We start from the raw sequence: 21,626 nt of genomic DNA on the forward strand, positions 1-21,626 counted from the left end.
CGGTATAAATTGAAAAGAGTTACTTAAGGGAGTTGTGGATCAGGAACTCTTCTTCAACACCTTTCAATTTCATCTCATCCATAATGAAGTTCACCGTGTTCAACAAACGTTGTTCACCTTTAGGAATCAGATAGCCGAACTGACTGTTGGTGAATGGAGTTTCGCAGCGTGCCGCTTCAAGACGTTCATCAGTTACTTGATAGAATAGACCTTCAGGGGTTTCTGTTACCATCACATCAACTTTGCCTTCTGCTACTGCTTTCGGTACGTCGAGATTGTTCTCGTAGCGTGTGAAGCTTGCATTCTGCAAGTTCGCGTCGGCAAAGATCTCGTTAGTACCGCCAATGTTCACGCCCACACGAACAGAAGAGAGGTTCACTTTCTCAATGCTGTCGTACTGTTCTGCGGTGCCTTTTGCAACCAAGAAACACTTACCAAAGGTCATGTAGCCTTGAGTTTGTTCCGCGTTTAACTGACGCTGCATTTTACGTGTAATGCCGCCCATTGCGATGTCGTACTTATCGTCGTCTAGATCGGCCAGTAGATCTTTCCATGTGGTACGAACAATCTTCAATTCAACGCCTAATTGTTCCGCGATGTGCTGTGCAACGTCGATATCGTAGCCAGAGTAGCTTTTACCATCGAAGTAAGAGAAAGGCTTGTAGTCACCTGTGGTGCCCACACGCAGAGTACCTGATTTTTGAATGTCTTCTAGCTGGTCAGCGTGTGCGACACCAGAAAGTGCCAGAGCAATGGAAGCAAGTAATAGTGATGTTTTTTTCATTGTAATTGTCTGTTGTGTTTGTGTTGTCATTTAAAGTAACAGAAACAATCCGAGAAAGAGATCAAACCATTGGAAAGGTTGGAAAAGAAGATGAAACGAGGGCAGGAGATAGGTATTTCTACGCTTTATGCGCATTAATCGAGATGCGTTTCATATTCCGTTTTGATAAACCGAAGACAAACAAAAAGCCCATGTTATCGAATAACATGGGCTTCATTTTGGTTTAACTTGTTAGCTGCTTATTTAGCTGTTTAGCTGTTTAGCTGTTTAGCTATTTGGCAACTGACTCGTTGTTCATCTTAGCCGGAGCTTTAGATGCGTTAACCAGTAGGATACCAACGGTTAGTACCATCGAACCACATAGTAGGAACAACAAGCGTCCTGTTGGTTCGTTTGGAATCAGAGCCATTGCTAGGATACCGAAACCTGCTGTGCTGATAAGCTTACCAAGCATTGAACGCTGTTTAGTATCTAGGTTTTGTTGCTCTTCACCTTCCGCTACAAGCGGCGTGTTCCAGTTAGTGAATAGTTGGTCAACTTCTTTCTCACGCTCTGGCGATAGGCCTTTGTAGAAGCGAGAAGTCATGATGAAGTAACCACCTGTGAACACTACGTGAGCAGCTAAGCTAAGACCTACTTTCAAGTCGCTCCATTCACGGCCTGTAAGCGCTGTTTCTAGACCAAATAGGTTCTCGATGTCTTCTGCTTGCAGAGAGATACCGAAGATGTAAGAAACGAAACCACCAACCACTAGAGTAGACCAACCAGCCCAGTCAGGTGTCTTACGAATCCACATACCTAGTAGGACAGGGATAAGCATTGGGAAGCCAATCAACGCACCTACGTTCATTACGATATCGAACAAGCTTAAGTGACGCAGAGAGTTAATGAATAGACCAATCGCAATGATGAAAATACCCATCATGATAGTCGTTATCTTACTTACAATAACCAGCTCTTTCTGAGTCGCATTTTTACGAAGAATCGGGCTGTAGAAGTTCATTACAAAGATACCAGCGTTACGGTTCAAACCTGAATCCATAGAAGACATCGTTGCAGCGAACATTGCTGACATAAGAAGACCAACCATACCTGCTGGCATTACGTTTTGTACGAATGCTAGGTAAGCAGCATCACCGGCTTTGTCGCCCATTGATGTGTATTGCTCAGCGAACTCAGGCATGAATGCACTTACGTACCAAGGTGGTAGGAACCAAATTAGTGGACCAACAACCATAAGGATACATGCTAGGCCCGCCGCTTTACGTGCGTTTTCACTGTCTTTTGCACATAGGTAACGGTAAGCGTTGATGCTGTTGTTCATTACACCGAACTGCTTCACGAAGATGAATACAACCCAAAGGATGAAGACGCTCATGTAGTTTAGGTTGTTACCTAACATGAAGTCACCGTCGAAGTTAGCAACGATGTTAGTTAAGCCGCCACCGTGGAAGTAAGCTGCTACCGCACAAGTGATTGTCACGGCCATGATTACAAGCATTTGCATGAAGTCAGAAGCAACAACCGCCCAAGAGCCGCCCGTTACTGCCATCAATACTAGAACCATACCCGTTACCACAATGGTAGCTTCCATTGGGATATTGAATACCGCTGCTACAAAGATAGCTAGACCGTTTAGCCAGATACCTGCAGAGATAAGGCTATCCGGCATACCTGCCCATGTGAAGAACTGTTCAGACGTTTTACCAAAGCGCTGACGAATAGCTTCGATCGCCGTTACCACACGAAGTTGGCGGAACTTTGGAGCGAAGTACATATAGTTCATGAAGTAGCCAAAAGCATTGGCTAAGAATAGGATTACAATAACGAAACCGTCATTGAACGCGCGTCCTGCGGCACCTGTAAACGTCCATGCTGAAAACTGTGTCATGAAGGCAGTTGCACCAACCATCCACCACAACATTTTGCCGCCCCCTCTGAAGTAATCACTTGTAGAGGTGGTGAACTTACGGAACATCCAACCAATCGCGATTAAAAAGAAGAAGTAGGCGAGAACAACAAAAGTATCAATAGTCATCTTTTCAGCCTTTTAAATATCATAATTAACTGGGCTTAGATTAACGCGTCCCAAGGTTTATTTGTACTACAATATGTCTTTAGTATGATCTAGGTCGCATTGATTTTTCTAGTGCCAATGTGTGATCGTGTAAGTATTTGTTTTAATTGAATTTAAATGTGAGTGTATTTTGTTTGAGATCTAAAATAAATTGAGGGGTAAATGTTTATATGTATTACAATATAAACAAGGGCGCTTACTTTGCCGTATCTATAAGATTTTAATTATAACCGTAACAAATGTGCTACAAATCGATGTGTTGTGCGACGACATTCACGTTAATTTGGAACTCTATACTGAAAATTTTTGTATTGAGATTTCAAGTGTAGCTCATTGTTTTCACTTCGCTATTTTCTGTTTATCTGCGGCCATGAAGCCTTTCTATGCTATTTATTCATCATAGAGGTGCGTATTTGGAATTTTTGTCACTGAGTGGGCGTTAAACTGGACGACGGGACACTCTTTCGGCTCACTTTGTCTATTGTGGTCTTCAGTGCATGCTATGAGAAATGTTTGACGACGTATTGAAAAGGAATATTGTCGGATAAAGGGATGGATAAGGAGCTGGATAAGCGGTAGGGAGCACCAGTAACGCTTCGCTAGATGCATACTGAGGTCGCTTGAAAGCCTTACATTACTCGTTCTTGCCCGTCTTAGTCGTGGAGCTGTACGAGGCCATAGGGAGAAAGGCGATAGGGTGTGGGGGAAACACAACGTTGATTTAGCGTGTTTACGGTTAGTCAGCGCAATAAACGCCAGATAACAAAAAGCCCCACCGAGGTGAGGCTTCATCACTCAATCTAAAATAGATTAAGCGTTAACGTGATCAACTGCGTCACGAACAAGCTTGCCTAGTTCTTCCCACTTACCTTCGTCGATAAGGTTAGTTGGAACCATCCAAGTACCGCCACACGCAAGTACAGAAGGGATCGATAGGTATTCATCAACATTCTTCAAGCTTACGCCACCAGTAGGCATAAATTTAACAGGGTAAACCGCTGTTAGTGCTTTAAGCATACCAGTACCGCCAGAAGGTTCAGCAGGGAAGAACTTCAACGTGCGAAGGCCCATTTCCATTGCTTGTTCCACTAGGCTTGGGTTGTTAACACCCGGTACGATTGCAACGCCTTTATCGATACAGTATTGAACAGTGCGCGGGTTGAAACCTGGGCTTACGATGAAATCAACGCCAGCTTCGATAGATGCGTCAACTTGCTCGTTAGTCAGTACAGTACCTGAACCAATTAGCATGTCTGGGAATTCTTTACGCATGATGCGAATCGCTTCGATTGCACATTCTGTACGTAGCGTGATTTCTGCACATGGCATGCCGTTTTCAACAAGTGCTTTACCTAGAGGGATAGCGTCTTCAGCACGGTTGATAGCGATTACAGGAATTACTTTTAGGTTTGCTAGTTGTTCATTTAATGTAGTCATGAATTCTTTCTCACGTTAAATGTGGGCTTGCTTTCAACTAAGCAAACCCTTGATTAATAGTTAAAGTGCGTAATTATAGAGACAGATCAGGCGTCGCTTCTAGAGGAATGATAGCACCTGGATGCTGAATCACAGTCCCTGCCACAATATGACCTGCTAACGCTGCATCACGTGCATTGCCACCGCTTAAGCGCTTAGCTAGGAAGCCCGCGCTGAACGAGTCGCCAGCCGCTGTAGTATCAACAATGTTGTCTACTGGGTTTGGAGCAACGTACTGAGCGCTTTGGCTTTCAACTACTAAGCAGTCTTTAGCACCACGTTTAATGATGATCTCTTTCACACCAGATTCAGACGTACGTGCAATACACTGTTCAATGCTTTCGTCGCCGTACAACTCTTGCTCGTCATCGAACGTCAGTAGAGCCGTGTCAGTGTACTTAAGCATCTTCAAGTACCAAGAAATCGCTTCTTGTTGACTTTCCCAAAGTTTTGGACGGAAGTTATTGTCGAAGAATACTTGGCCGCCTTGCGCTTTAAATTTGTCTAAGAAGTTGAATAGCTGCGTGCGTCCATTCTCTGTCAAGATAGCAAGCGTAATACCACTTAGGTAAACCGCATCAAAAGAGAATAACTTATCAAGTAGAGCAGGCGTGTCTTCCTGGTCAAACATGAACTTTGCTGCAGCATCATTACGCCAGTAGTGGAAACTGCGTTCACCAGTTTCATCGGTCTCGATGTAGTAAAGCCCTGGTTGTTTGTGATCAAGCTGAGCAATTAAGCTAGTGTCGATACCTTCCGCTTGCCACTTTTCTAACATGTCGGTACTGAATGGGTCAGTGCCTAGCGCTGTTACGTAGCTCGTGTTGATATCTTGCTCTTTTGTTAAGCGAGACAAGTAAAGTGCAGTATTTAGTGTATCGCCACCGAAACTTTGCTTAAGCCCGTCTTGTTTCTTTTGTAGCTCAACCATGCACTCGCCAATGACCGCGATGTTTAATGATTTCATATGCTTACCTTAGCAACTGAGGTTGCGCTAGTTATTATTTTAGGAAATCTTCACGCGCAGGGTTGAAGATATCAAGAAGGATGCTGTCTTGCTCTAGTGCAACGGCACCGTGCATCATGTGTTTACGAGCGAAGTAAGCATCACCTTCTTTAAGGACTTTCTTTTCGCCTTCAATCTCAGCTTCGAAGCTGCCACGAACTACGTAACCGATTTGGTCATGGATTTCGTGAGTATGAGGGTGGCCAATCGCGCCCTTATCAAAACATAGGTGTACTGCCATTAGATCGTCAGTGTAAGCAACGATTTTACGCTTAATGCCGCCACCAAGTTCTTCCCATGGGTTTTCATCTAGGATAAAGAAAGAGTTCATTGTGTATCTCCTAATCTGTTTAAATCTTTTAAGTGTTACTTAACTTGCATCCATCATAAGGGAATGAGCTCAATTGTAATACAATATATCTAAATTTGTGTGATATTGATCAAGCGATACTTCATATAGCGTAAATAAATCAACAACTTAATAAATGGCTGATATTTACCATTAGTCAGCTACATCAATGACTTATGACTAATAGTGTGACTCTACTCATCATTTGGCGACGAATAGGTATAATTAAAGCTCATATTGTATTACTTTATATGGAGTTTGAAAATTTAATCAAAGTTTAAGCAGATAAACTCTTTATTGAGGGTGACAAAGAATATGACGACTAAACCAGTATTGTTGACTGAAGCAGAAATCGAGCAGCTTCATCTTGAAGTGGGCCGTTCTAGTTTAATGGGCAAAACCATTGCAGCGAACGCGAAAGATCTAGAAGCATTCATGCGTTTACCTATTGATGTCCCAGGTCATGGTGAGGCTGGTGGTTACGAACATAACCGCCATAAGCAAAATTACACGTACATGAATCTAGCTGGTCGCATGTTCTTGATCACTAAAGAGCAAAAGTACGCGGACTTTGTTACAGAATTACTAGAAGAGTACGCAGACAAATACCTAACGTTTGATTACCACGTACAGAAAAACACTAACCCTACAGGTCGTTTGTTCCACCAAATCCTGAACGAACACTGCTGGTTAATGTTCTCAAGCTTAGCTTACTCTTGTGTTGCTTCAACCCTGACACAAGAACAACGCGACAATATTGAGTCTCGTATTTTCGAACCAATGCTAGAAATGTTCACAGTTAAATACGCACACGACTTCGACCGAATTCACAACCACGGTATTTGGGCTGTAGCCGCTGTCGGTATTTGTGGTCTTGCTCTTGGCAAGCGTGAGTACCTTGAAATGTCAGTGTACGGCATTGACCGTAACGACACTGGCGGCTTCCTAGCGCAAGTTTCTCAGCTGTTTGCACCGTCTGGCTACTACATGGAAGGTCCTTACTACCACCGTTACGCGATTCGCCCAACTTGTGTATTCGCGGAAGTGATCCACCGTCATATGCCTGAAGTGGATATCTACAACTACAAAGGCGGCGTGATTGGTAACACAGTACAAGCGATGCTGGCGACGGCTTACCCGAACGGTGAGTTCCCGGCTCTGAATGATGCTTCTCGTACTATGGGTATTACAGACATGGGTGTTCAGGTTGCAGTAAGTGTTTACAGCAAGCATTACTCTTCTGAAAACGGCGTAGACCAAAACATTCTTGGTATGGCGAAGATTCAAGACGCGGTATGGATGCATCCATGTGGTCTTGAGCTATCTAAAGCCTACGAAGCAGCTTCTGCTGAGAAAGAAATCGGCATGCCTTTCTGGCCAAGTGTTGAATTGAACGAAGGCCCTCAAGGTCACAACGGCGCGCAAGGCTTTATCCGTATGCAGGATAAGAAAGGCGACGTTTCTCAACTTGTTATGAACTACGGCCAACACGGCATGGGTCACGGTAACTTTGATACGCTGGGTATTTCTTTCTTCAACCGTGGTCAAGAAGTACTGCGTGAATACGGCTTCTGTCGTTGGGTGAACGTTGAGCCTAAATTCGGCGGCCGTTACCTAGACGAAAACAAATCTTACGCTCGTCAAACAATTGCACATAACGCAGTAACGATTGATGAAAAATGTCAGAACAACTTTGACGTTGAACGTGCAGATGCAGTACACGGCTTGCCACACTTCTTCAAAGTAGAAGACGAGCAAATCAATGGCATGAGCGCATTTGCTAACGATCATTACGAAGGTTTTGACATGCAACGCAGCGTGTTCATGCTAAACCTTGAAGAATTAGAATCTCCGCTACTATTAGATCTTTACCGTTTAGATTCTCAGAAAGGCGGTGAAGGTGAGCATCAGTACGACTACTCACACCAATATCAAGGTCAGATTGTTCGCACTAGCTTTGAATACCAAGCAAACAAAGAGCTGAACACGCTAGGTGAAGACTTCGGTTACCAACACCTATGGAACGTGGCAAGCGGTGAAGTGAAGGGCACAGCACTGGTAAGCTGGCTACAGAACAACACCTACTACACGTGGCTAGGTGCAACGTCTAACGACAATGCTGAAGTTATCTTTACTCGCACTGGCGCTAACGACCCAAGCTTCAACTTACGTTCTGAGCCTGCGTTCATTCTACGCAGCAAAGGTGAAACAACACTGTTTGCTTCTGTTGTTGAAACGCACGGTTACTTCAACGAAGAATTCGAGCAATCAGTTAATGCACGTGGTGTTGTGAAAGACATCAAAGTAGTGGCTCACACCAATATCGGTTCGGTAGTTGAGATCACCACAGAGAAATCAAACGTGACAGTGATGATCAGCAACCAACTTGGCGCGACTGACAGCACTGAACACAAAGTAGAGCTGAACGGCAAAGTATACAGCTGGACAGGCTTCTACTCAGTAGAAACAACTTTAAACCCAGAATTAGCAAGCAGAGCAGAGCAGGGGAAATAATAATGAGCTATCAACCACTTTTACTTAACTTTGATGAAGCAGCAGAGCTTCGTAAAGAACTTGGCAAGGATAGCCTTTTAGGTAACGCACTGACTCGCGACATTAAGCAAACTGACGCTTACATGGCGGAAGTTGGCATTGAAGTACCTGGTCACGGTGAAGGCGGCGGTTACGAGCACAACCGTCACAAGCAAAACTACATCCATATGGATCTAGCGGGCCGTTTGTTCCTTATCACTGAGGAAACTAAGTACCGTGATTACATCGTTGATATGCTAACAGCGTACGCGACGGTATACCCAACACTTGAAAGCAACGTGAGCCGTGACTCTAACCCTCCGGGTAAGCTGTTCCACCAAACGTTGAACGAGAATATGTGGATGCTTTACGCTTCTTGTGCGTACAGTTGTATTTACCACACCATCTCTGAAGAGCAAAAGCGTCTGATCGAAGACGATCTTCTTAAGCAAATGATCGAAATGTTCGTTGTGACTTACGCACACGACTTCGATATCGTACACAACCACGGCTTATGGGCAGTGGCAGCGGTAGGTATCTGTGGTTACGCAATCAACGATCAAGAGTCTGTAGACAAAGCGCTTTACGGCCTGAAACTAGACAAAGTAAGCGGCGGTTTCTTAGCGCAACTTGACCAACTGTTTTCGCCAGACGGCTACTACATGGAAGGTCCTTACTACCACCGTTTCTCGCTACGTCCAATCTACCTGTTCGCTGAAGCAATTGAACGTCGTCAGCCTGAAGTTGGTATCTATGAATTCAACGATTCAGTGATTAAGACAACGTCGTACTCTGTATTCAAAACCGCATTCCCAGACGGTACATTGCCAGCTCTAAATGATTCATCGAAGACGATCTCTATCAACGATGAAGGCGTGATCATGGCGACGTCTGTGTGTTACCACCGTTACGAGCAGACTGAAACTCTGCTTGGTATGGCTGATCACCAAAAAAATGTTTGGGTTCATGCTTCTGGTAAAACACTGTCTGACGCGGTTGATGCAGCAGCCGACATCAAAGCATTTAACTGGGGTAGCCTGTTTGTAACGGACGGCCCTGAAGGCGAGAAAGGCGGCGTTAGCATTCTTCGTCACCGTGATGAGAAAGACGGCGACCCTAAGACCGCAGATACAATGGCGTTGATCTGGTTTGGTCAGCACGGTTCAGACCACCAGTACCACTCTGCGCTAGACCACGGTCACTACGATGGCTTACACCTAAGCGTATTCAACCGTGGCCACGAAGTGCTGCACGATTACGGCTTCGGTCGTTGGGTAAACGTGGAGCCTAAGTTTGGCGGTCGTTACATCCCAGAGAACAAGTCTTACTGTAAGCAGACGGTTGCTCACAACACAGTAACGGTTGATCAGAAAACGCAGAACAACTTCAACACAGCACTGGCTGAGTCTAAGTTTGGTCAGAAGCACTTCTTCGTAGCGGACGACCAGTCTCTACAAGGCATGAGCGGCACTATTTCTGAGTACTACACTGGCGTAGACATGCAACGCAGCGTGATTCTTGCTGAACTTCCTGAGTTCGAAAAACCGCTAGTGATTGATGTGTACCGCATCGAAGCTGACGCTGAGCACCAGTATGACCTACCAGTTCACCACTCTGGCCAGATCATCCGTACTGACTTTGATTACAACATGGAAAAAACGCTTAAGCCGCTAGGTGAAGATAACGGTTACCAACATCTATGGAACGTGGCTTCAGGCAAAGTAAACGAAGAAGGTTCTTTAGTAAGCTGGCTACATGACAGCAGCTACTACAGCCTAGTAACTAGCGCGAATGCGGGCAGCGAAGTGATTTTTGCTCGCACTGGTGCTAACGATCCAGACTTCAACCTTAAGAGTGAGCCTGCGTTCATCTTACGTCAGTCTGGTCAAAACCACGTGTTTGCTTCTGTACTAGAAACGCATGGTTACTTTAACGAGTCTATCGAAGCCTCTGTAGGCGCTCGTGGTCTGGTTAAATCAGTGTCTGTTGTTGGCCATAACAGTGTCGGGACTGTTGTTCGCATTCAGACTACTTCTGGTAACACTTACCACTACGGTATCTCAAACCAAGCTGAAGACACGCAGCAAGCAACTCACACTGTTGAGTTTGCTGGTGAGACATACTCGTGGGAAGGATCATTTGCTCAACTGTAAATGATCAACACACATACCATTTAACGATGGTGTGTACTGATGTGGTGCTTTGCGGGAACGAAGCATCACATTGAATTCAGTCGTGATTGCAAAATCGTTCGTTGATACCAACAACGACTGAATACATCGGGAATAAGTCAAACCGAGTAACTCACTGCGAGTTACTCGGTTTTTTTATGCGTGTAGGAAACAGAATAGAACGTTTCAACAAACGAAAAGCCTACTCAGTGAGTAGGCTTTGATCTTAGCTAACCGTCTATTTGACGTTGTTTTTATTATTTAGATAAGGGCTTTTCTTGCTTTGGCTGCCACCCATTCGGAGAAGATGACCGTCACTAGAATCGCACAGAAAATCACAGTCACTTGAGGCCATGCCAGCATTGCCATCGACTCTTGCAGTTTTAAGCTGATACCGCCAGCGCCGAGCAAGCCTAAAACTGTAGACTCACGAATATTGATATCCCAACGGAACAAGCTCGTGCCGATGAAGCTTGGCATCACCTGAGGAAGAATGCCGTAGTTCAATACTTGCAGCGGAGAAGCTCCGGTCGATTGGATTGCTGACATCTGTGTTGCGTTCACTTCTTCAATCGCTTCGTACATTAACTTCGCCACGAAGCCAATTGAACGTAGCGCTATCGCAATGATACCGGCTAACAAGCCTGGGCCGATGATTGCTACCAATAACAATGCCCAAATTAACGAGTTAATTGAACGACTTGCCGCGATGATGAACAGCGCGATAGGTCTGATAAACGTCATGCTTGGCGTTGTATTACGTGCAGCTAAGAACGCTACTGGAAACGCGAGTACGATCCCTCACAGTGTGCCAAGTGTCGCGATGTTAATGGTGTCCCACAACGGGCTCCAAAGTGAATCTAAGTAGCTCCATCTCGGCGGCCACATACGTGAAGATATATCAGCAAGTTGATTCGGTGAGTCAGTCACAAAGTACCAAATCGTATCTTTGTTCATGACTTGCCATGCGAATACTGTCAAAGCAACAAAGCAAAGCCAGCCTAGCCAAAGCATGAGGCTCTGTTTACTGTCGTAACGCTGCCATTGGGTACGATTGATGGCGCTTGTCGGTGTTTCATTTAGCGTGCTCATTGGTCGTTCCTTACTGCACATGCTTACGGATGATGGTTGAAAGGTATTCACACAACATCACAATCACGATAATAATCAATAGAATAGCGGCTGCTGCGCTGTATTCGTAACGGTCCATTGCTGTGTTTAACGTTGCGCCGATACCACCTGCGCCAACAATGCCAATCACGGCTGACTCACGAAAGTTGATGTCGAGTCGGTACATCGAAAGTCCGATGAAGCGCGGCATTACCTGCGCTTGAATCGCGTAATTGACCTGTTGTAACCAACTCGCGCCCGTTGCGCGCATTGCGGTGAGTGGTGCTGGGTCAATGGCTTCAATTTCATCAGCAAACAGTTTTGCGAGAAAGCCGATGGTGGCGAAGGTGAGCGTGACAAAGCCCGCAAACGTACCAAAGCCAAATAGAGCAACACACAGAATCGCTACGATGATTTCTTGTAAGCTACGCGCAACCGAAATAAACGCACGACAGAATAAGTAAACAGGCGTAGGGGCAAGGTTTTTCGCTGCGCCTAATCCGAATGGGATTGAAAGAAGGACACCCGCCACGGTCGATGTCAGGGTCATGGTTAAACTTTCAATCAAACCTTGTGAGATGTTGTTCCATCGGCCACCAAAATCTGGGTTCATGAAAGCCAAAATGAACTGCCAGCCGCGTTCGCTGCCTTCGTAAATTCGAGTCCAGTTGACGTGTACCGATTGAGTCGCAAGGTACAAGTAAACCGCGACAATGATGATTAAGCTCCAGCGTAACCATGGGCTAGAAATCAGTGGCGGATTTGTCCACTGTGTCGGGTATTGTTTGGAATTCTGTTTTCCTGACTTTAAGTGTTGTTGTGCTGACTTTAAATGCTGCTGAACTTGATTTGGATATGGTTGAGTCATATTGTTGCCTCAGACAGGCGAGGACTTGTGATGATGAGGTCATCGGCCTCTTCTTCTGCTTGTTGACTCCAGTCTTCTTCACCGTAGATTTGCGTTAAAACATATTCAGTGAGCAGGTTTGGTTTGTCATCAAATACGACACAACCTGCATTCAAGCCGACAACACGGTCAACAAACTGCTTTGCTAATTGAACATCGTGAATATTGATGATGGCAGGGAGCTGTTGCTCTGAACAAATCTCACTGTTCAGTCGCATGATTTGGCGCGCTGTACGTGGATCAAGTGCGGCCGTTGGTTCATCAATCAACAGTAATTTCGGTTTCTGAGCAAGTGCACGTGCAATACCAACACGTTGACGCTGACCACCCGACAGAGCATCGGCCCTTTTATTGGCGTGTTCTAACAACCCAACACGGTCGAGTAGCGCATAAGCGGCTTGGATATCCGATTCAGGGAAACGACGAGTAAAGCTCTGCCAGAAGTTCACGTAACCCAAACGCCCTGAAAGTACGTTTTCCATCACCGTTAAACGCTCAATCAGCGCGTACTCTTGGAAAATCATCCCGATTTCACGGCGTGATTGTCTCAGTTGTCGCTTAGACAGCGTTTCTAGATTGGTATTGGAAAAGATCACTTCGCCGCTGGTGGGCTCGGTGAGCCGATTAATACAACGGATAAGCGTTGATTTACCCGCACCAGATGGACCAATTAAACCAACCACTTCACCGGCATTGACCGACAAGCTAACGTTGGTAAGGGCTTTATCAGAACTGGAGTAGTGCTTGGTAAGCCCTTTAAGGGTAAGAGTAGACATAGAATTCCTATAAGAGCGGTGTACTAAGAGTTCGCCTGAGACAGGCATGGAAAGTAAACCGGAAAGAGTGGTGAATAACTGCAGGCGATTACACCTGCAGTTAGTTTTATCGGTGTGTGATTGGCTTTTTAGTTCGGTTGAACTTAGCTACACGTGTAAGAGACTTTATTGGCTGTATCGATAGTGCGGATCACTTCCCAGTGCTCTTGGTAAGTGATCGGAACGAACTTCGCTTCACCGTTACGCTCAAATTCTTCTTGAAGCTTTGTGCCTTCCCAGTCGAAAGTGAAGAACGCTTTTTGAATCTTCTCTTGAAGCTCTGGTGTTAGGTTGTGCGCTGTGCCGTAAGCTGTTGTTGGGAAGGTTTGTGACTTGTAGATGCTCTTGATTTGACCTTCTTTCACGACTTCACGTGAAAGCATACGGTTCAATACTGAGTTAGCGACGGCTGCTGCGTCATAATCTTTGTGTGCCACACCCAAAATAGAGTTGTCGTGCGCGCCAGAGAAAGCCGGTTTGAAATCACGTTCAGGTTGAAGCTGGTATTCAGCATCCAGAATCGCAGAAGGGGCTTTGAAACCAGAGTTTGACGTTTGCGATGTGAATGCTAGGTTTTTGCCTTTTAGGTCTTCAACCTTTTCGATGCCTGAACCTGGGTGCGTGATGATTTCCATTTCGTAACCGAAAGAGCCATCTTCAGCCGCCATCATGGTGAATGGAGCAAAGCCAGCACAGTTAACTGCTAGTGGCGTTGAACCTGTGTTGAAACCTGCGATATGCAGACGACCTGAACGCATTGCTTCAATTTGAGCAGCGTTATTTTGAACAGGGAAGAAACGAACCGTTTTTTCCGTTGTTTTTTCAAGGTGGCTCAAAAACTCGCTCCACACATCAGCGTATACTGCTGGATCTTCAACTGGCGTGTAAGCAAAAATTAGCGTGTTTGGATCCACCCATTGTGATTCATCTTGAGGTACATCGGCGACCAAGTTACCAGAGCGGTCTTCGTATCGTGTATCCATTGCTAATGCAGAACCAGAAAAAATCAGCGCAGCAGTAATAGCGCTCTTAAGCGTGAGATTTGTTTTTGTCGGTTTCATTATTTCAGTCCAATTGAGTGATTTTTTGGGAAGGGAGTATAGAAATCGAGGATGACAGAACCGATGCGTTTTGATGACGGATTTATGAATGGTGTAACATAATGTTTCTAGCTGTGTGGAGTTAGATGCTTTATAAGTGTTTGATTCATTGAGTAAATTAATAGAACGCGACTCGTTGCTAATTTACTCAATTGGCGCTAGGTTGAAATCCTGTTATAGTGATCCTTAAATAATACATAAACATAACATATAAAATAAGTGAACTTATGGTTAGCACTTTTAATTCAATCTCGGGCTCGAAGCGCAGCCTGCACGTGCAAGTAGCGCGTGAAATCGCTCGTGGAATCTTGTCTGGTGAACTGCCACAAGGTTCTATTATTCCTGGTGAAATGGCGCTGTGTGAACAGTTTGGTATCAGCCGTACGGCACTTCGTGAAGCAGTTAAACTACTGACTTCTAAAGGCCTGTTAGAGTCCCGCCCGAAAATCGGTACTCGTGTAGTGGATCGCGCATACTGGAACTTTCTTGATCCTCAACTGATTGAATGGATGGATGGTCTAACCGACATAGACCAATTCTGTTCTCAGTTTCTAGGCCTTCGCCGTGCGATTGAACCTGAAGCGTGTGCATTAGCTGCAAAATTTGCGACGGCTGAGCAACGTATCGAGCTTTCAGAGATCTTCCAGAAGATGGTTGAAGTGGATGACGCAGAAGTATTTGACCAAGAAAGTTGGACAAACATCGACATTCGTTTCCACAGCTTGATCTTCAATGCAACAGGTAACGATTTCTACCTGCCATTCGGCAATATTCTGACGACCATGTTCGTTAACTTCATCGTGCACTCTTCTGAAGAGGGCAGCACATGTATCAATGAACACCGTAGAATCTATGAAGCGATTATGGCTGGCGACAGTGAAAAAGCTCGTACAATGTCAGCGGCTCACTTGCAAGATGCTAACCACCGTTTAGCCACTGCAAGCTAAACACGGTTTTCAATTTCATTTGAACCAGTCAAAAAGGTATGCCAAGTGCATGCCTTTTTTGTTTTTAGAAAGCGTGTTGCACCATGTGTGGCACTGTTTTGGTTCACCCCCGCTTAACTCCTTCTTAAGCCAGTTCCTTCTTGTATACGCCTAGCGGTCGTTCTCTTTACCATCATAATAAAAATAATATTACGCTCGATATTCGTTTTTAGACACTCTCGACCCCCAAATAATTATGCGTCATCCATGATTTTTCATTTTTGTATATTTTGAATCTACCATCGTTTGAACTGGGTATGCCTCTTCTATATTGATTAATTTAAGTAGAATTCTAATGAAATTATCCACTCTCAATAGATAAAAAACGCTGGTTTATTGTGTGATAAATGAGGGTGATTTAGCTCTGATTTGGCTTTTATTATTTTTGAGGATTTTATATTTATATGTGTTTGGTTGTATTTGTTAATAAGTGTGCAAAGTCTCACTTTCTCATAAGTCTTTGATTTTAATGGGCGTGATGTTCTTTGGCCTTGTTTTTTGAGTTTTTACCTCAAACACCAGTAATTGCCTTGATGGATTGGCCATATTCCATCCTATGTCATATATATAATTAACTTAATCAATCAAAATAAGATCGCCATCACTTATTTGGATTATTGTACTACAAATAAAGTTTGAGATTTCCTATAGTCATCGTAACAAAATACAACGGACAAAGGATACACGATGGAACTCAACACGATTATTGTCGGCATTTATTTCCTATTCTTGATTGCGATAGGTTGGATGTTTAGAACATTTACAAGTACCACCAGTGACTACTTCCGCGGGGGCGGTAACATGTTGTGGTGGATGGTTGGTGCAACCGCCTTTATGACCCAGTTTAGTGCATGGACATTCACCGGTGCGGCAGGTAAAGCGTATAACGATGGTTTTGCAGTAGCGGTCATCTTCGTAGCCAACGCATTTGGTTACTTCATGAACTTCGCATATTTTGCTCCAAAGTTCCGTCAACTACGTGTAGTAACGGTAATCGAAGCAATTCGTATGCGTTTCGGTGCGACTAACGAACAAGTGTTCACTTGGTCTTCAATGCCAAACAGTGTTGTTTCTGCCGGTGTATGGTTAAACGCACTAGCAATCATCGCTTCTGGTATCTTCGGTTTCGACATGACGGCAACTATCTGGATTACCGGTTTGGTTGTATTGGCAATGTCTGTAACGGGTGGTTCATGGGCGGTAATTGCATCTGACTTTATGCAGATGGTTATCATCATGGCAGTAACCGTGACATGTGCTGTTGTTGCTGTTGTTCAAGGTGGCGGTGTTGGTGAAATCGTGAATAACTTCCCTGTAGCGGAAGGCGGTTCTTTCCTTTCTGGTAACAACATTAACTACTTAAGCATCTTCAGCATTTGGGCATTCTTCATCTTCGTGAAGCAGTTCTCTATTACTAACAACATGCTTAACTCTTACCGTTACCTAGCGGCTAAAGACTCAAAGAACGCGAAGAAAGCGGCGCTACTAGCGTGTGTGCTAATGCTTTGTGGTGTATTTATCTGGTTCATGCCTTCTTGGTACATTGCAGGTCAAGGTGTCGACCTAGCAGCAGCTTACCCAGATGCAGGTAAGAAAGCGGGTGACTTTGCCTACCTATACTTCGTACAAGAGTACATGCCAGCAGGTATGGTTGGCCTTCTAGTTGCGGCGATGTTTGCAGCGACAATGTCTTCAATGGATTCTGGTCTAAACCGTAACTCGGGTATCTTTGTTAAGAACTTCTATGAACCAATCGTTCGTAAAGGTACGGCTAGCGAAAAAGAACTAGTAACGGTTTCTAAGATTACTTCTGCCGTGTTTGGTATTGCTATCATCCTTATTGCACAGTTCATCAACTCGCTTAAAGGTTTGAGCCTGTTCGATACCATGATGTATGTAGGCGCACTGATCGGCTTCCCAATGACAATTCCTGCATTCCTTGGCTTCTTTATTAAGAAGACTCCGGACTGGGCTGGTTGGGGTACGCTAGTGGTTGGTGGTTTTGTTTCTTACTACGTGGGTTTCGTTGTTAACGCTGAAATAGTGTCTTCAATCTTCGGTCTAGAAGAGCTAACAAGCCGTGAATGGTCTGATGTTAAGGTTGCTATCGGTCTGATTGCTCACATTACGCTGACAGGTGGTTTCTTCATCCTATCAACTCTGTTCTACAAGCCATTAACTGAGAAGCGTCAAGCAGACGTTGATAAGTTCTTCGGTAACCTGTCTACTCCATTAGTTGCGGAGTCAGCAGAACAGAAAGTACTGGATAACAAACAGCGTGAAATGCTTGGTAAGCTGATTGCGGTAGCGGGTGTCGGTATCATGCTAATGGCTCTACTCACTAACCCAATGTGGGGACGTCTAGTCTTCATACTTTGTGGTGTGATTGTTGGTGGTGTTGGTGTGCTATTGGTTAAAGCGGTCGATGACGGCGGCAAGCAAGCGAAAGCAGTAACTGAAAGCTAATACATAGAAAACGATTATAATAGAATGCGACGACTCGAAAGGGCGTCGCATTTTTTTGCTCTGCGAAACGGAAAAACGGTCAGGTGGAAGATATCTGACCTAAATCACGAAAACTGTACAAAATGGTTCAATCGAATCGAAATATATTCAATTGTCCTACAATAAGACGTATATTATTGCTAATTCCTTTCAATCAACTTGAAAAATAAGTGAGTTAGAATGAGCGACCAAAAATCTCTTGATGCAATCAGGAAGATGAAGCTGGAGAATGATACTTCAGCAGGTAATCTTGTAGACCTACTCCCTATCGAAGTACAGAAACGTGACTTCGACCTATCATTCCTAGACAACTTGAGCGAAGCACGTCCACGTCTTCTTGTTCAAGCAGATCAGTTAGAAGAATTCAAAGCGAAAGTGAAAGCTGATGAAGCTCACTGCATGTTTGATGATTTCTACAATAACTCGACAGTTAAGTTCCTTGAGACTGCTCCTTTCGAAGAGCCTCAAGCGTACCCAGCTGACACGGTAGGCAAAGCTTCTCTATGGCGTCCTTACTGGCGTCAAATGTACGTTGATTGCCAAATGGCACTAAACGCGACACGTAACCTAGCAATTGCTGGTGTTGTGAAAGAAGACGAAGCGCTAATTGCTAAAGCAAAAGCTTGGACTCTAAAACTGTCTACGTACGATCCAGAAGGCGTGACTTCTCGTGGCTATAACGATGAAGCGGCTTTCCGTGTTATCGCGGCTATGGCTTGGGGTTACGACTGGCTACACGGCTACTTCACAGATGAAGAACGTCAGCAAGTTCAAGATGCTTTGATTGAGCGTCTAGACGAAATCATGCACCACCTGAAAGTGACGGTTGATCTATTGAACAACCCACTGAACAGCCACGGTGTTCGTTCTATCTCTTCTGCTATCATCCCAACGTGTATCGCGCTTTACCACGATCACCCGAAAGCAGGCGAGTACATTGCATACGCACTAGAATACTACGCAGTACACTACCCACCATGGGGCGGTGTAGACGGCGGTTGGGCTGAAGGTCCTGACTACTGGAACACGCAAACTGCATTCCTAGGCGAAGCATTCGACCTATTGAAAGCATACTGTGGCGTAGACATGTTCAACAAAACATTCTACGAAAACACAGGTGATTTCCCGCTTTACTGCATGCCTGTTCACTCTAAGCGCGCGAGCTTCTGTGACCAGTCTTCAATCGGTGATTTCCCAGGTCTAAAACTGGCTTACAACATCAAGCATTACGCAGGTGTTAACCAGAAGCCTGAGTATGTTTGGTACTACAACCAACTGAAAGGCCGTGATACTGAAGCACACACCAAATTCTACAACTTCGGTTGGTGGGACTTCGGTTACGATGATCTTCGCTTTAACTTCCTTTGGGATGCACCTGAAGAGAAAGCACCATCGAATGACCCACTGTTGAAAGTATTCCCAATCACGGGTTGGGCTGCATTCCACAACAAGATGACTGAGCGTGATAACCATATTCACATGGTATTCAAATGTTCTCCGTTTGGCTCAATCAGCCACTCTCACGGTGACCAAAACGCATTCACGTTGCATGCATTCGGTGAAACGCTAGCGTCAATCACTGGCTATTACGGTGGTTTCGGTGTTGATATGCACACTAAATGGCGTCGTCAAACGTTCTCTAAGAACCTTCCACTATTTGGCGGTAAAGGTCAGTACGGCGAGAACAAGAACACGGGCTACGAAAACCACCAAGATCGCTTCTGTATCGAAGCGGGCGGCAACATCTCTGATTTCGACACTGAATCTGATGTGAAGATGGTTGAGGGTGATGCAACGGCATCTTACAAGTACTTCGTTCCTGAAATTGAATCTTACAAGCGTAAGGTCTGGTTTGTTCAAGGTAAAGTATTCGTAATGCAAGACAAGGCAACGCTTTCTGAAGAGAAAGACATGACTTGGCTAATGCACACAACTTTCGCAAACGACGTGGCAGACAAGTCTTTCACTATCCGTGGCGAAGTTGCGCACCTAGACGTAAACTTCATCAACGAGTCTGCTGATAACATCACGTCAGTTAAGAACGTTGAAGGTTTTGGCGAAGTTGACCCATACGAGTTCAAAGATCTTGAAATCCACCGTCACGTTGAAGTGGAATTCAAGCCATCAAAAGAGCACAACATCCTTACGCTTCTTGTTCCTAATAAGAACGAAGGCGAGCAAGTTGAAGTGTCTCACAAGCTTGAAGGCAACACGCTAATGCTAAATGTTGATGGTGAAACGGTTTCAATCGAACTGTAATTCGCTGAAGCAACAGAATCTAGATACTAAAAACTCCGAGTGAAAGCTCGGAGTTTTTTTGTTTGCACAGAACAGGCAGTAGCCTACGAGGTGGGAAGAGGTTGCGTTGGTTAGTTAGAGGCTAAGTAGCAAGAGTGCCAGGCTTAGTAAGTGGCGACAAAACTTGGTTTAAAACCCGTGTTCAGTAAACCTTACTAAGGCTAGGGCAGTGACTGTCTTCCAATAATTTGTCAACTACTGACAGTGGGCAGCCTTAATCTTGTCTGAAAAAAGGGACGGCAGGTTAATAATCGTTATTGGAGTGGCTTATTCTCATTAATCGTATGACATTTAGAGTGCATTATTTCATCAATAGGTTATTTTTTGATTGGGATATCGCTCTTGTAAGTACAAAGCGTGACCATATTTTCTCGTAAAGTGAATCCCCGTCACAACTTGCGTCTAAGCATTGAAGGATTACCCTAAAACTATTGCGTAACGAGAAAGACGTAGTTATTATAATGAGCATATAATCATACAATACTATATTTGGAGTTTGAACATGACTAAACCTGTAATCGGTTTCATTGGCCTAGGTCTTATGGGCGGCAACATGGTTGAAAACCTGCAAAAGCGCGGCTACCACGTAAACGTAATGGATCTAAGCGCTGAAGCTGTTGCTCGCGTTACAGATCGCGGCAACGCAACTGCATTCACTTCTGCTAAAGAACTAGCGGCTGCAAGTGATATCGTTCAGTTTTGTCTTACAACTTCTGCTGTTGTTGAAAAAATCGTTTACGGCGAAGACGGCGTTCTAGCTGGCATCAAAGAAGGCGCAGTATTAGTAGACTTCGGTACTTCTATCCCTGCTTCTACTAAGAAAATCGGCGCAGCTCTAGCTGAAAAAGGCGCGGGCATGATCGACGCACCTCTAGGCCGTACTCCTGCACACGCTAAAGATGGTCTTCTGAACATCATGGCTGCTGGCGACATGGAAACTTTCAACAAAGTTAAACCTGTTCTTGAAGAGCAAGGCGAAAACGTATTCCACCTAGGTGCTCTAGGTTCTGGTCACGTTACTAAGCTTGTAAACAACTTCATGGGTATGACGACTGTTGCAACTATGTCTCAAGCTTTCGCTGTTGCTCAACGCGCTGGTGTTGATGGCCAACAACTGTTTGACATCATGTCTGCAGGTCCATCTAACTCACCATTCATGCAATTCTGTAAGTTCTACGCAGTAGACGGCGAAGAGAAGCTAGGTTTCTCTGTTGCTAACGCTAACAAAGATCTTGGTTACTTCCTTGCTCTTTGTGAAGAGCTAGGTACTGAGTCTCTAATTGCTCAAGGTACTGCAACTAGCCTACAAGCTGCTGTTGACGCAGGAATGGGTAACAACGACGTACCAGTAATCTTCGACTACTTCGCTAAACTAGAGAAGTAATCGACGTACGACCTCGCTAGGGTATTGCCTGTCTTTTTAGGCGGCGATACCTCAGCGAGGTTCGTTTTTATCTGCCATACCCAACCCTTTGTTCCCTCGTTAAACTCTTCTACTTCTACTTCTACT

Annotated in this window: 14 protein-coding genes and 1 pseudogene; 6 read left to right on the forward strand and 9 right to left on the reverse strand. The window is 44.7% G+C overall.

Annotation, left to right across the window (positions count from 1 at the left end; genetic code table 11):
- Positions 1-19 precede the first annotated feature (19 nt).
- The 5 genes from AB4583_RS15750 to AB4583_RS15770 all read right to left on the reverse strand — a co-directional run bounded on the left by AB4583_RS15750 (position 20) and on the right by AB4583_RS15770 (position 5,674).
- Positions 20-784 (reverse strand): transporter substrate-binding domain-containing protein, encoded by a 765-nt coding sequence (locus tag AB4583_RS15750; RefSeq protein ID WP_017067326.1) that lies wholly within the window; start codon positions 782-784, stop codon positions 20-22.
- Between the two features lie 271 nt (positions 785-1,055).
- A complete protein-coding gene (locus tag AB4583_RS15755; protein ID WP_136979158.1) occupies positions 1,056-2,822 on the reverse strand; it encodes a sodium:solute symporter family protein in 1,767 nt (588 codons plus the stop codon).
- A gap of 849 nt (positions 2,823-3,671) precedes the next feature.
- Positions 3,672-4,298: a bifunctional 4-hydroxy-2-oxoglutarate aldolase/2-dehydro-3-deoxy-phosphogluconate aldolase gene (locus tag AB4583_RS15760; RefSeq protein ID WP_017061486.1), complete on the reverse strand. Its 627-nt coding sequence runs from the start codon at positions 4,296-4,298 to the stop codon at positions 3,672-3,674.
- Between the two features lie 73 nt (positions 4,299-4,371).
- On the reverse strand, positions 4,372-5,304 hold the full coding sequence (locus AB4583_RS15765) for a sugar kinase (protein WP_017061485.1): 933 nt from the start codon (positions 5,302-5,304) through the stop codon (positions 4,372-4,374).
- A gap of 34 nt (positions 5,305-5,338) precedes the next feature.
- A complete protein-coding gene (locus AB4583_RS15770; protein WP_009846518.1) occupies positions 5,339-5,674 on the reverse strand; it encodes a cupin domain-containing protein in 336 nt (111 codons plus the stop codon).
- Positions 5,675-6,007: 333 nt separating this feature from the next.
- Here AB4583_RS15770 and AB4583_RS15775 point away from each other — a divergent pair, with 333 nt between their 5' ends.
- Together AB4583_RS15775 and AB4583_RS15780 are read left to right on the forward strand one after the other, a co-directional pair.
- The gene (locus tag AB4583_RS15775) at positions 6,008-8,206 is read left to right on the forward strand and encodes a heparinase II/III family protein (RefSeq protein ID WP_372051287.1); all 2,199 of its coding nucleotides are present in this window, start codon (positions 6,008-6,010) and stop codon (positions 8,204-8,206) included.
- Positions 8,207-8,208: 2 nt separating this feature from the next.
- Positions 8,209-10,377, forward strand: a complete 2,169-nt coding sequence (locus AB4583_RS15780; RefSeq protein ID WP_372118217.1) for a heparinase II/III family protein — start codon at positions 8,209-8,211, stop codon at positions 10,375-10,377.
- A 279-nt stretch (positions 10,378-10,656) separates the two neighbouring features.
- Here the strand turns inward: AB4583_RS15780 and phnE (AB4583_RS15785) are convergent.
- The 4 genes and pseudogenes from phnE (AB4583_RS15785) to phnD all read right to left on the reverse strand — a co-directional run bounded on the left by phnE (AB4583_RS15785) (position 10,657) and on the right by phnD (position 14,288).
- Positions 10,657-11,487 (reverse strand): annotated as a pseudogene (gene phnE, locus AB4583_RS15785) (phosphonate ABC transporter, permease protein PhnE).
- A 10-nt stretch (positions 11,488-11,497) separates the two neighbouring features.
- On the reverse strand, positions 11,498-12,373 hold the full coding sequence (gene phnE / locus AB4583_RS15790) for a phosphonate ABC transporter, permease protein PhnE (protein WP_372118220.1): 876 nt from the start codon (positions 12,371-12,373) through the stop codon (positions 11,498-11,500).
- A complete protein-coding gene (phnC, locus tag AB4583_RS15795; RefSeq protein ID WP_372118222.1) occupies positions 12,370-13,188 on the reverse strand; it encodes a phosphonate ABC transporter ATP-binding protein in 819 nt (272 codons plus the stop codon). The genes phnE (AB4583_RS15790) and phnC overlap by 4 nt, the downstream gene beginning before the upstream one ends.
- A 143-nt stretch (positions 13,189-13,331) precedes the next feature.
- Positions 13,332-14,288, reverse strand: coding sequence for a phosphate/phosphite/phosphonate ABC transporter substrate-binding protein (gene phnD / locus AB4583_RS15800; RefSeq protein ID WP_061021537.1), 957 nt, complete (start codon positions 14,286-14,288; stop codon positions 13,332-13,334).
- A 266-nt stretch (positions 14,289-14,554) separates the two neighbouring features.
- Between phnD and AB4583_RS15805 the strand changes: the two genes are divergently transcribed.
- The 4 genes from AB4583_RS15805 to AB4583_RS15820 all read left to right on the forward strand — a co-directional run bounded on the left by AB4583_RS15805 (position 14,555) and on the right by AB4583_RS15820 (position 21,500).
- Positions 14,555-15,274, forward strand: coding sequence for a FadR/GntR family transcriptional regulator (locus tag AB4583_RS15805; protein ID WP_171733252.1), 720 nt, complete (start codon positions 14,555-14,557; stop codon positions 15,272-15,274).
- A gap of 726 nt (positions 15,275-16,000) precedes the next feature.
- Positions 16,001-17,779: a sodium:solute symporter family transporter gene (locus AB4583_RS15810; protein ID WP_372051282.1), complete on the forward strand. Its 1,779-nt coding sequence runs from the start codon at positions 16,001-16,003 to the stop codon at positions 17,777-17,779.
- A 219-nt stretch (positions 17,780-17,998) separates the two neighbouring features.
- The gene (locus tag AB4583_RS15815) at positions 17,999-20,077 is read left to right on the forward strand and encodes a DUF4962 domain-containing protein (protein ID WP_017061476.1); all 2,079 of its coding nucleotides are present in this window, start codon (positions 17,999-18,001) and stop codon (positions 20,075-20,077) included.
- A 541-nt stretch (positions 20,078-20,618) separates the two neighbouring features.
- Positions 20,619-21,500 carry an NAD(P)-dependent oxidoreductase gene (locus tag AB4583_RS15820; protein WP_004733521.1) on the forward strand — a complete coding sequence of 294 codons (882 nt, stop codon included), beginning with the start codon at positions 20,619-20,621 and terminating at the stop codon, positions 21,498-21,500.
- Positions 21,501-21,626 lie beyond the last annotated feature (126 nt).

The sequence above is a fragment of the Vibrio sp. 10N.222.49.C12 genome, assembly GCF_041475025.1.
Taxonomy (GTDB): domain Bacteria; phylum Pseudomonadota; class Gammaproteobacteria; order Enterobacterales; family Vibrionaceae; genus Vibrio; species Vibrio crassostreae_C.

Excerpts from the sequence above, each read along its gene's own strand:
- AB4583_RS15750 (WP_017067326.1), bottom strand. The coding sequence starts at position 784 with ATGAAAAAAACATCACTATTACTTGCTTCCATTGCTCTGGCACTTTCT.
- AB4583_RS15755 (WP_136979158.1), bottom strand. The coding sequence starts at position 2,822 with ATGACTATTGATACTTTTGTTGTTCTCGCCTACTTCTTCTTTTTAATC.
- AB4583_RS15760 (WP_017061486.1), bottom strand. The coding sequence starts at position 4,298 with ATGACTACATTAAATGAACAACTAGCAAACCTAAAAGTAATTCCTGTA.
- AB4583_RS15765 (WP_017061485.1), bottom strand. The coding sequence starts at position 5,304 with ATGAAATCATTAAACATCGCGGTCATTGGCGAGTGCATGGTTGAGCTA.
- AB4583_RS15770 (WP_009846518.1), bottom strand. The coding sequence starts at position 5,674 with ATGAACTCTTTCTTTATCCTAGATGAAAACCCATGGGAAGAACTTGGT.
- AB4583_RS15775 (WP_372051287.1), top strand. The coding sequence starts at position 6,008 with ATGACGACTAAACCAGTATTGTTGACTGAAGCAGAAATCGAGCAGCTT.
- AB4583_RS15780 (WP_372118217.1), top strand. The coding sequence starts at position 8,209 with ATGAGCTATCAACCACTTTTACTTAACTTTGATGAAGCAGCAGAGCTT.
- phnE (WP_372118220.1), bottom strand. The coding sequence starts at position 12,373 with ATGACTCAACCATATCCAAATCAAGTTCAGCAGCATTTAAAGTCAGCA.
- phnC (WP_372118222.1), bottom strand. The coding sequence starts at position 13,188 with ATGTCTACTCTTACCCTTAAAGGGCTTACCAAGCACTACTCCAGTTCT.
- phnD (WP_061021537.1), bottom strand. The coding sequence starts at position 14,288 with ATGAAACCGACAAAAACAAATCTCACGCTTAAGAGCGCTATTACTGCT.
- AB4583_RS15805 (WP_171733252.1), top strand. The coding sequence starts at position 14,555 with ATGGTTAGCACTTTTAATTCAATCTCGGGCTCGAAGCGCAGCCTGCAC.
- AB4583_RS15810 (WP_372051282.1), top strand. The coding sequence starts at position 16,001 with ATGGAACTCAACACGATTATTGTCGGCATTTATTTCCTATTCTTGATT.
- AB4583_RS15815 (WP_017061476.1), top strand. The coding sequence starts at position 17,999 with ATGAGCGACCAAAAATCTCTTGATGCAATCAGGAAGATGAAGCTGGAG.
- AB4583_RS15820 (WP_004733521.1), top strand. The coding sequence starts at position 20,619 with ATGACTAAACCTGTAATCGGTTTCATTGGCCTAGGTCTTATGGGCGGC.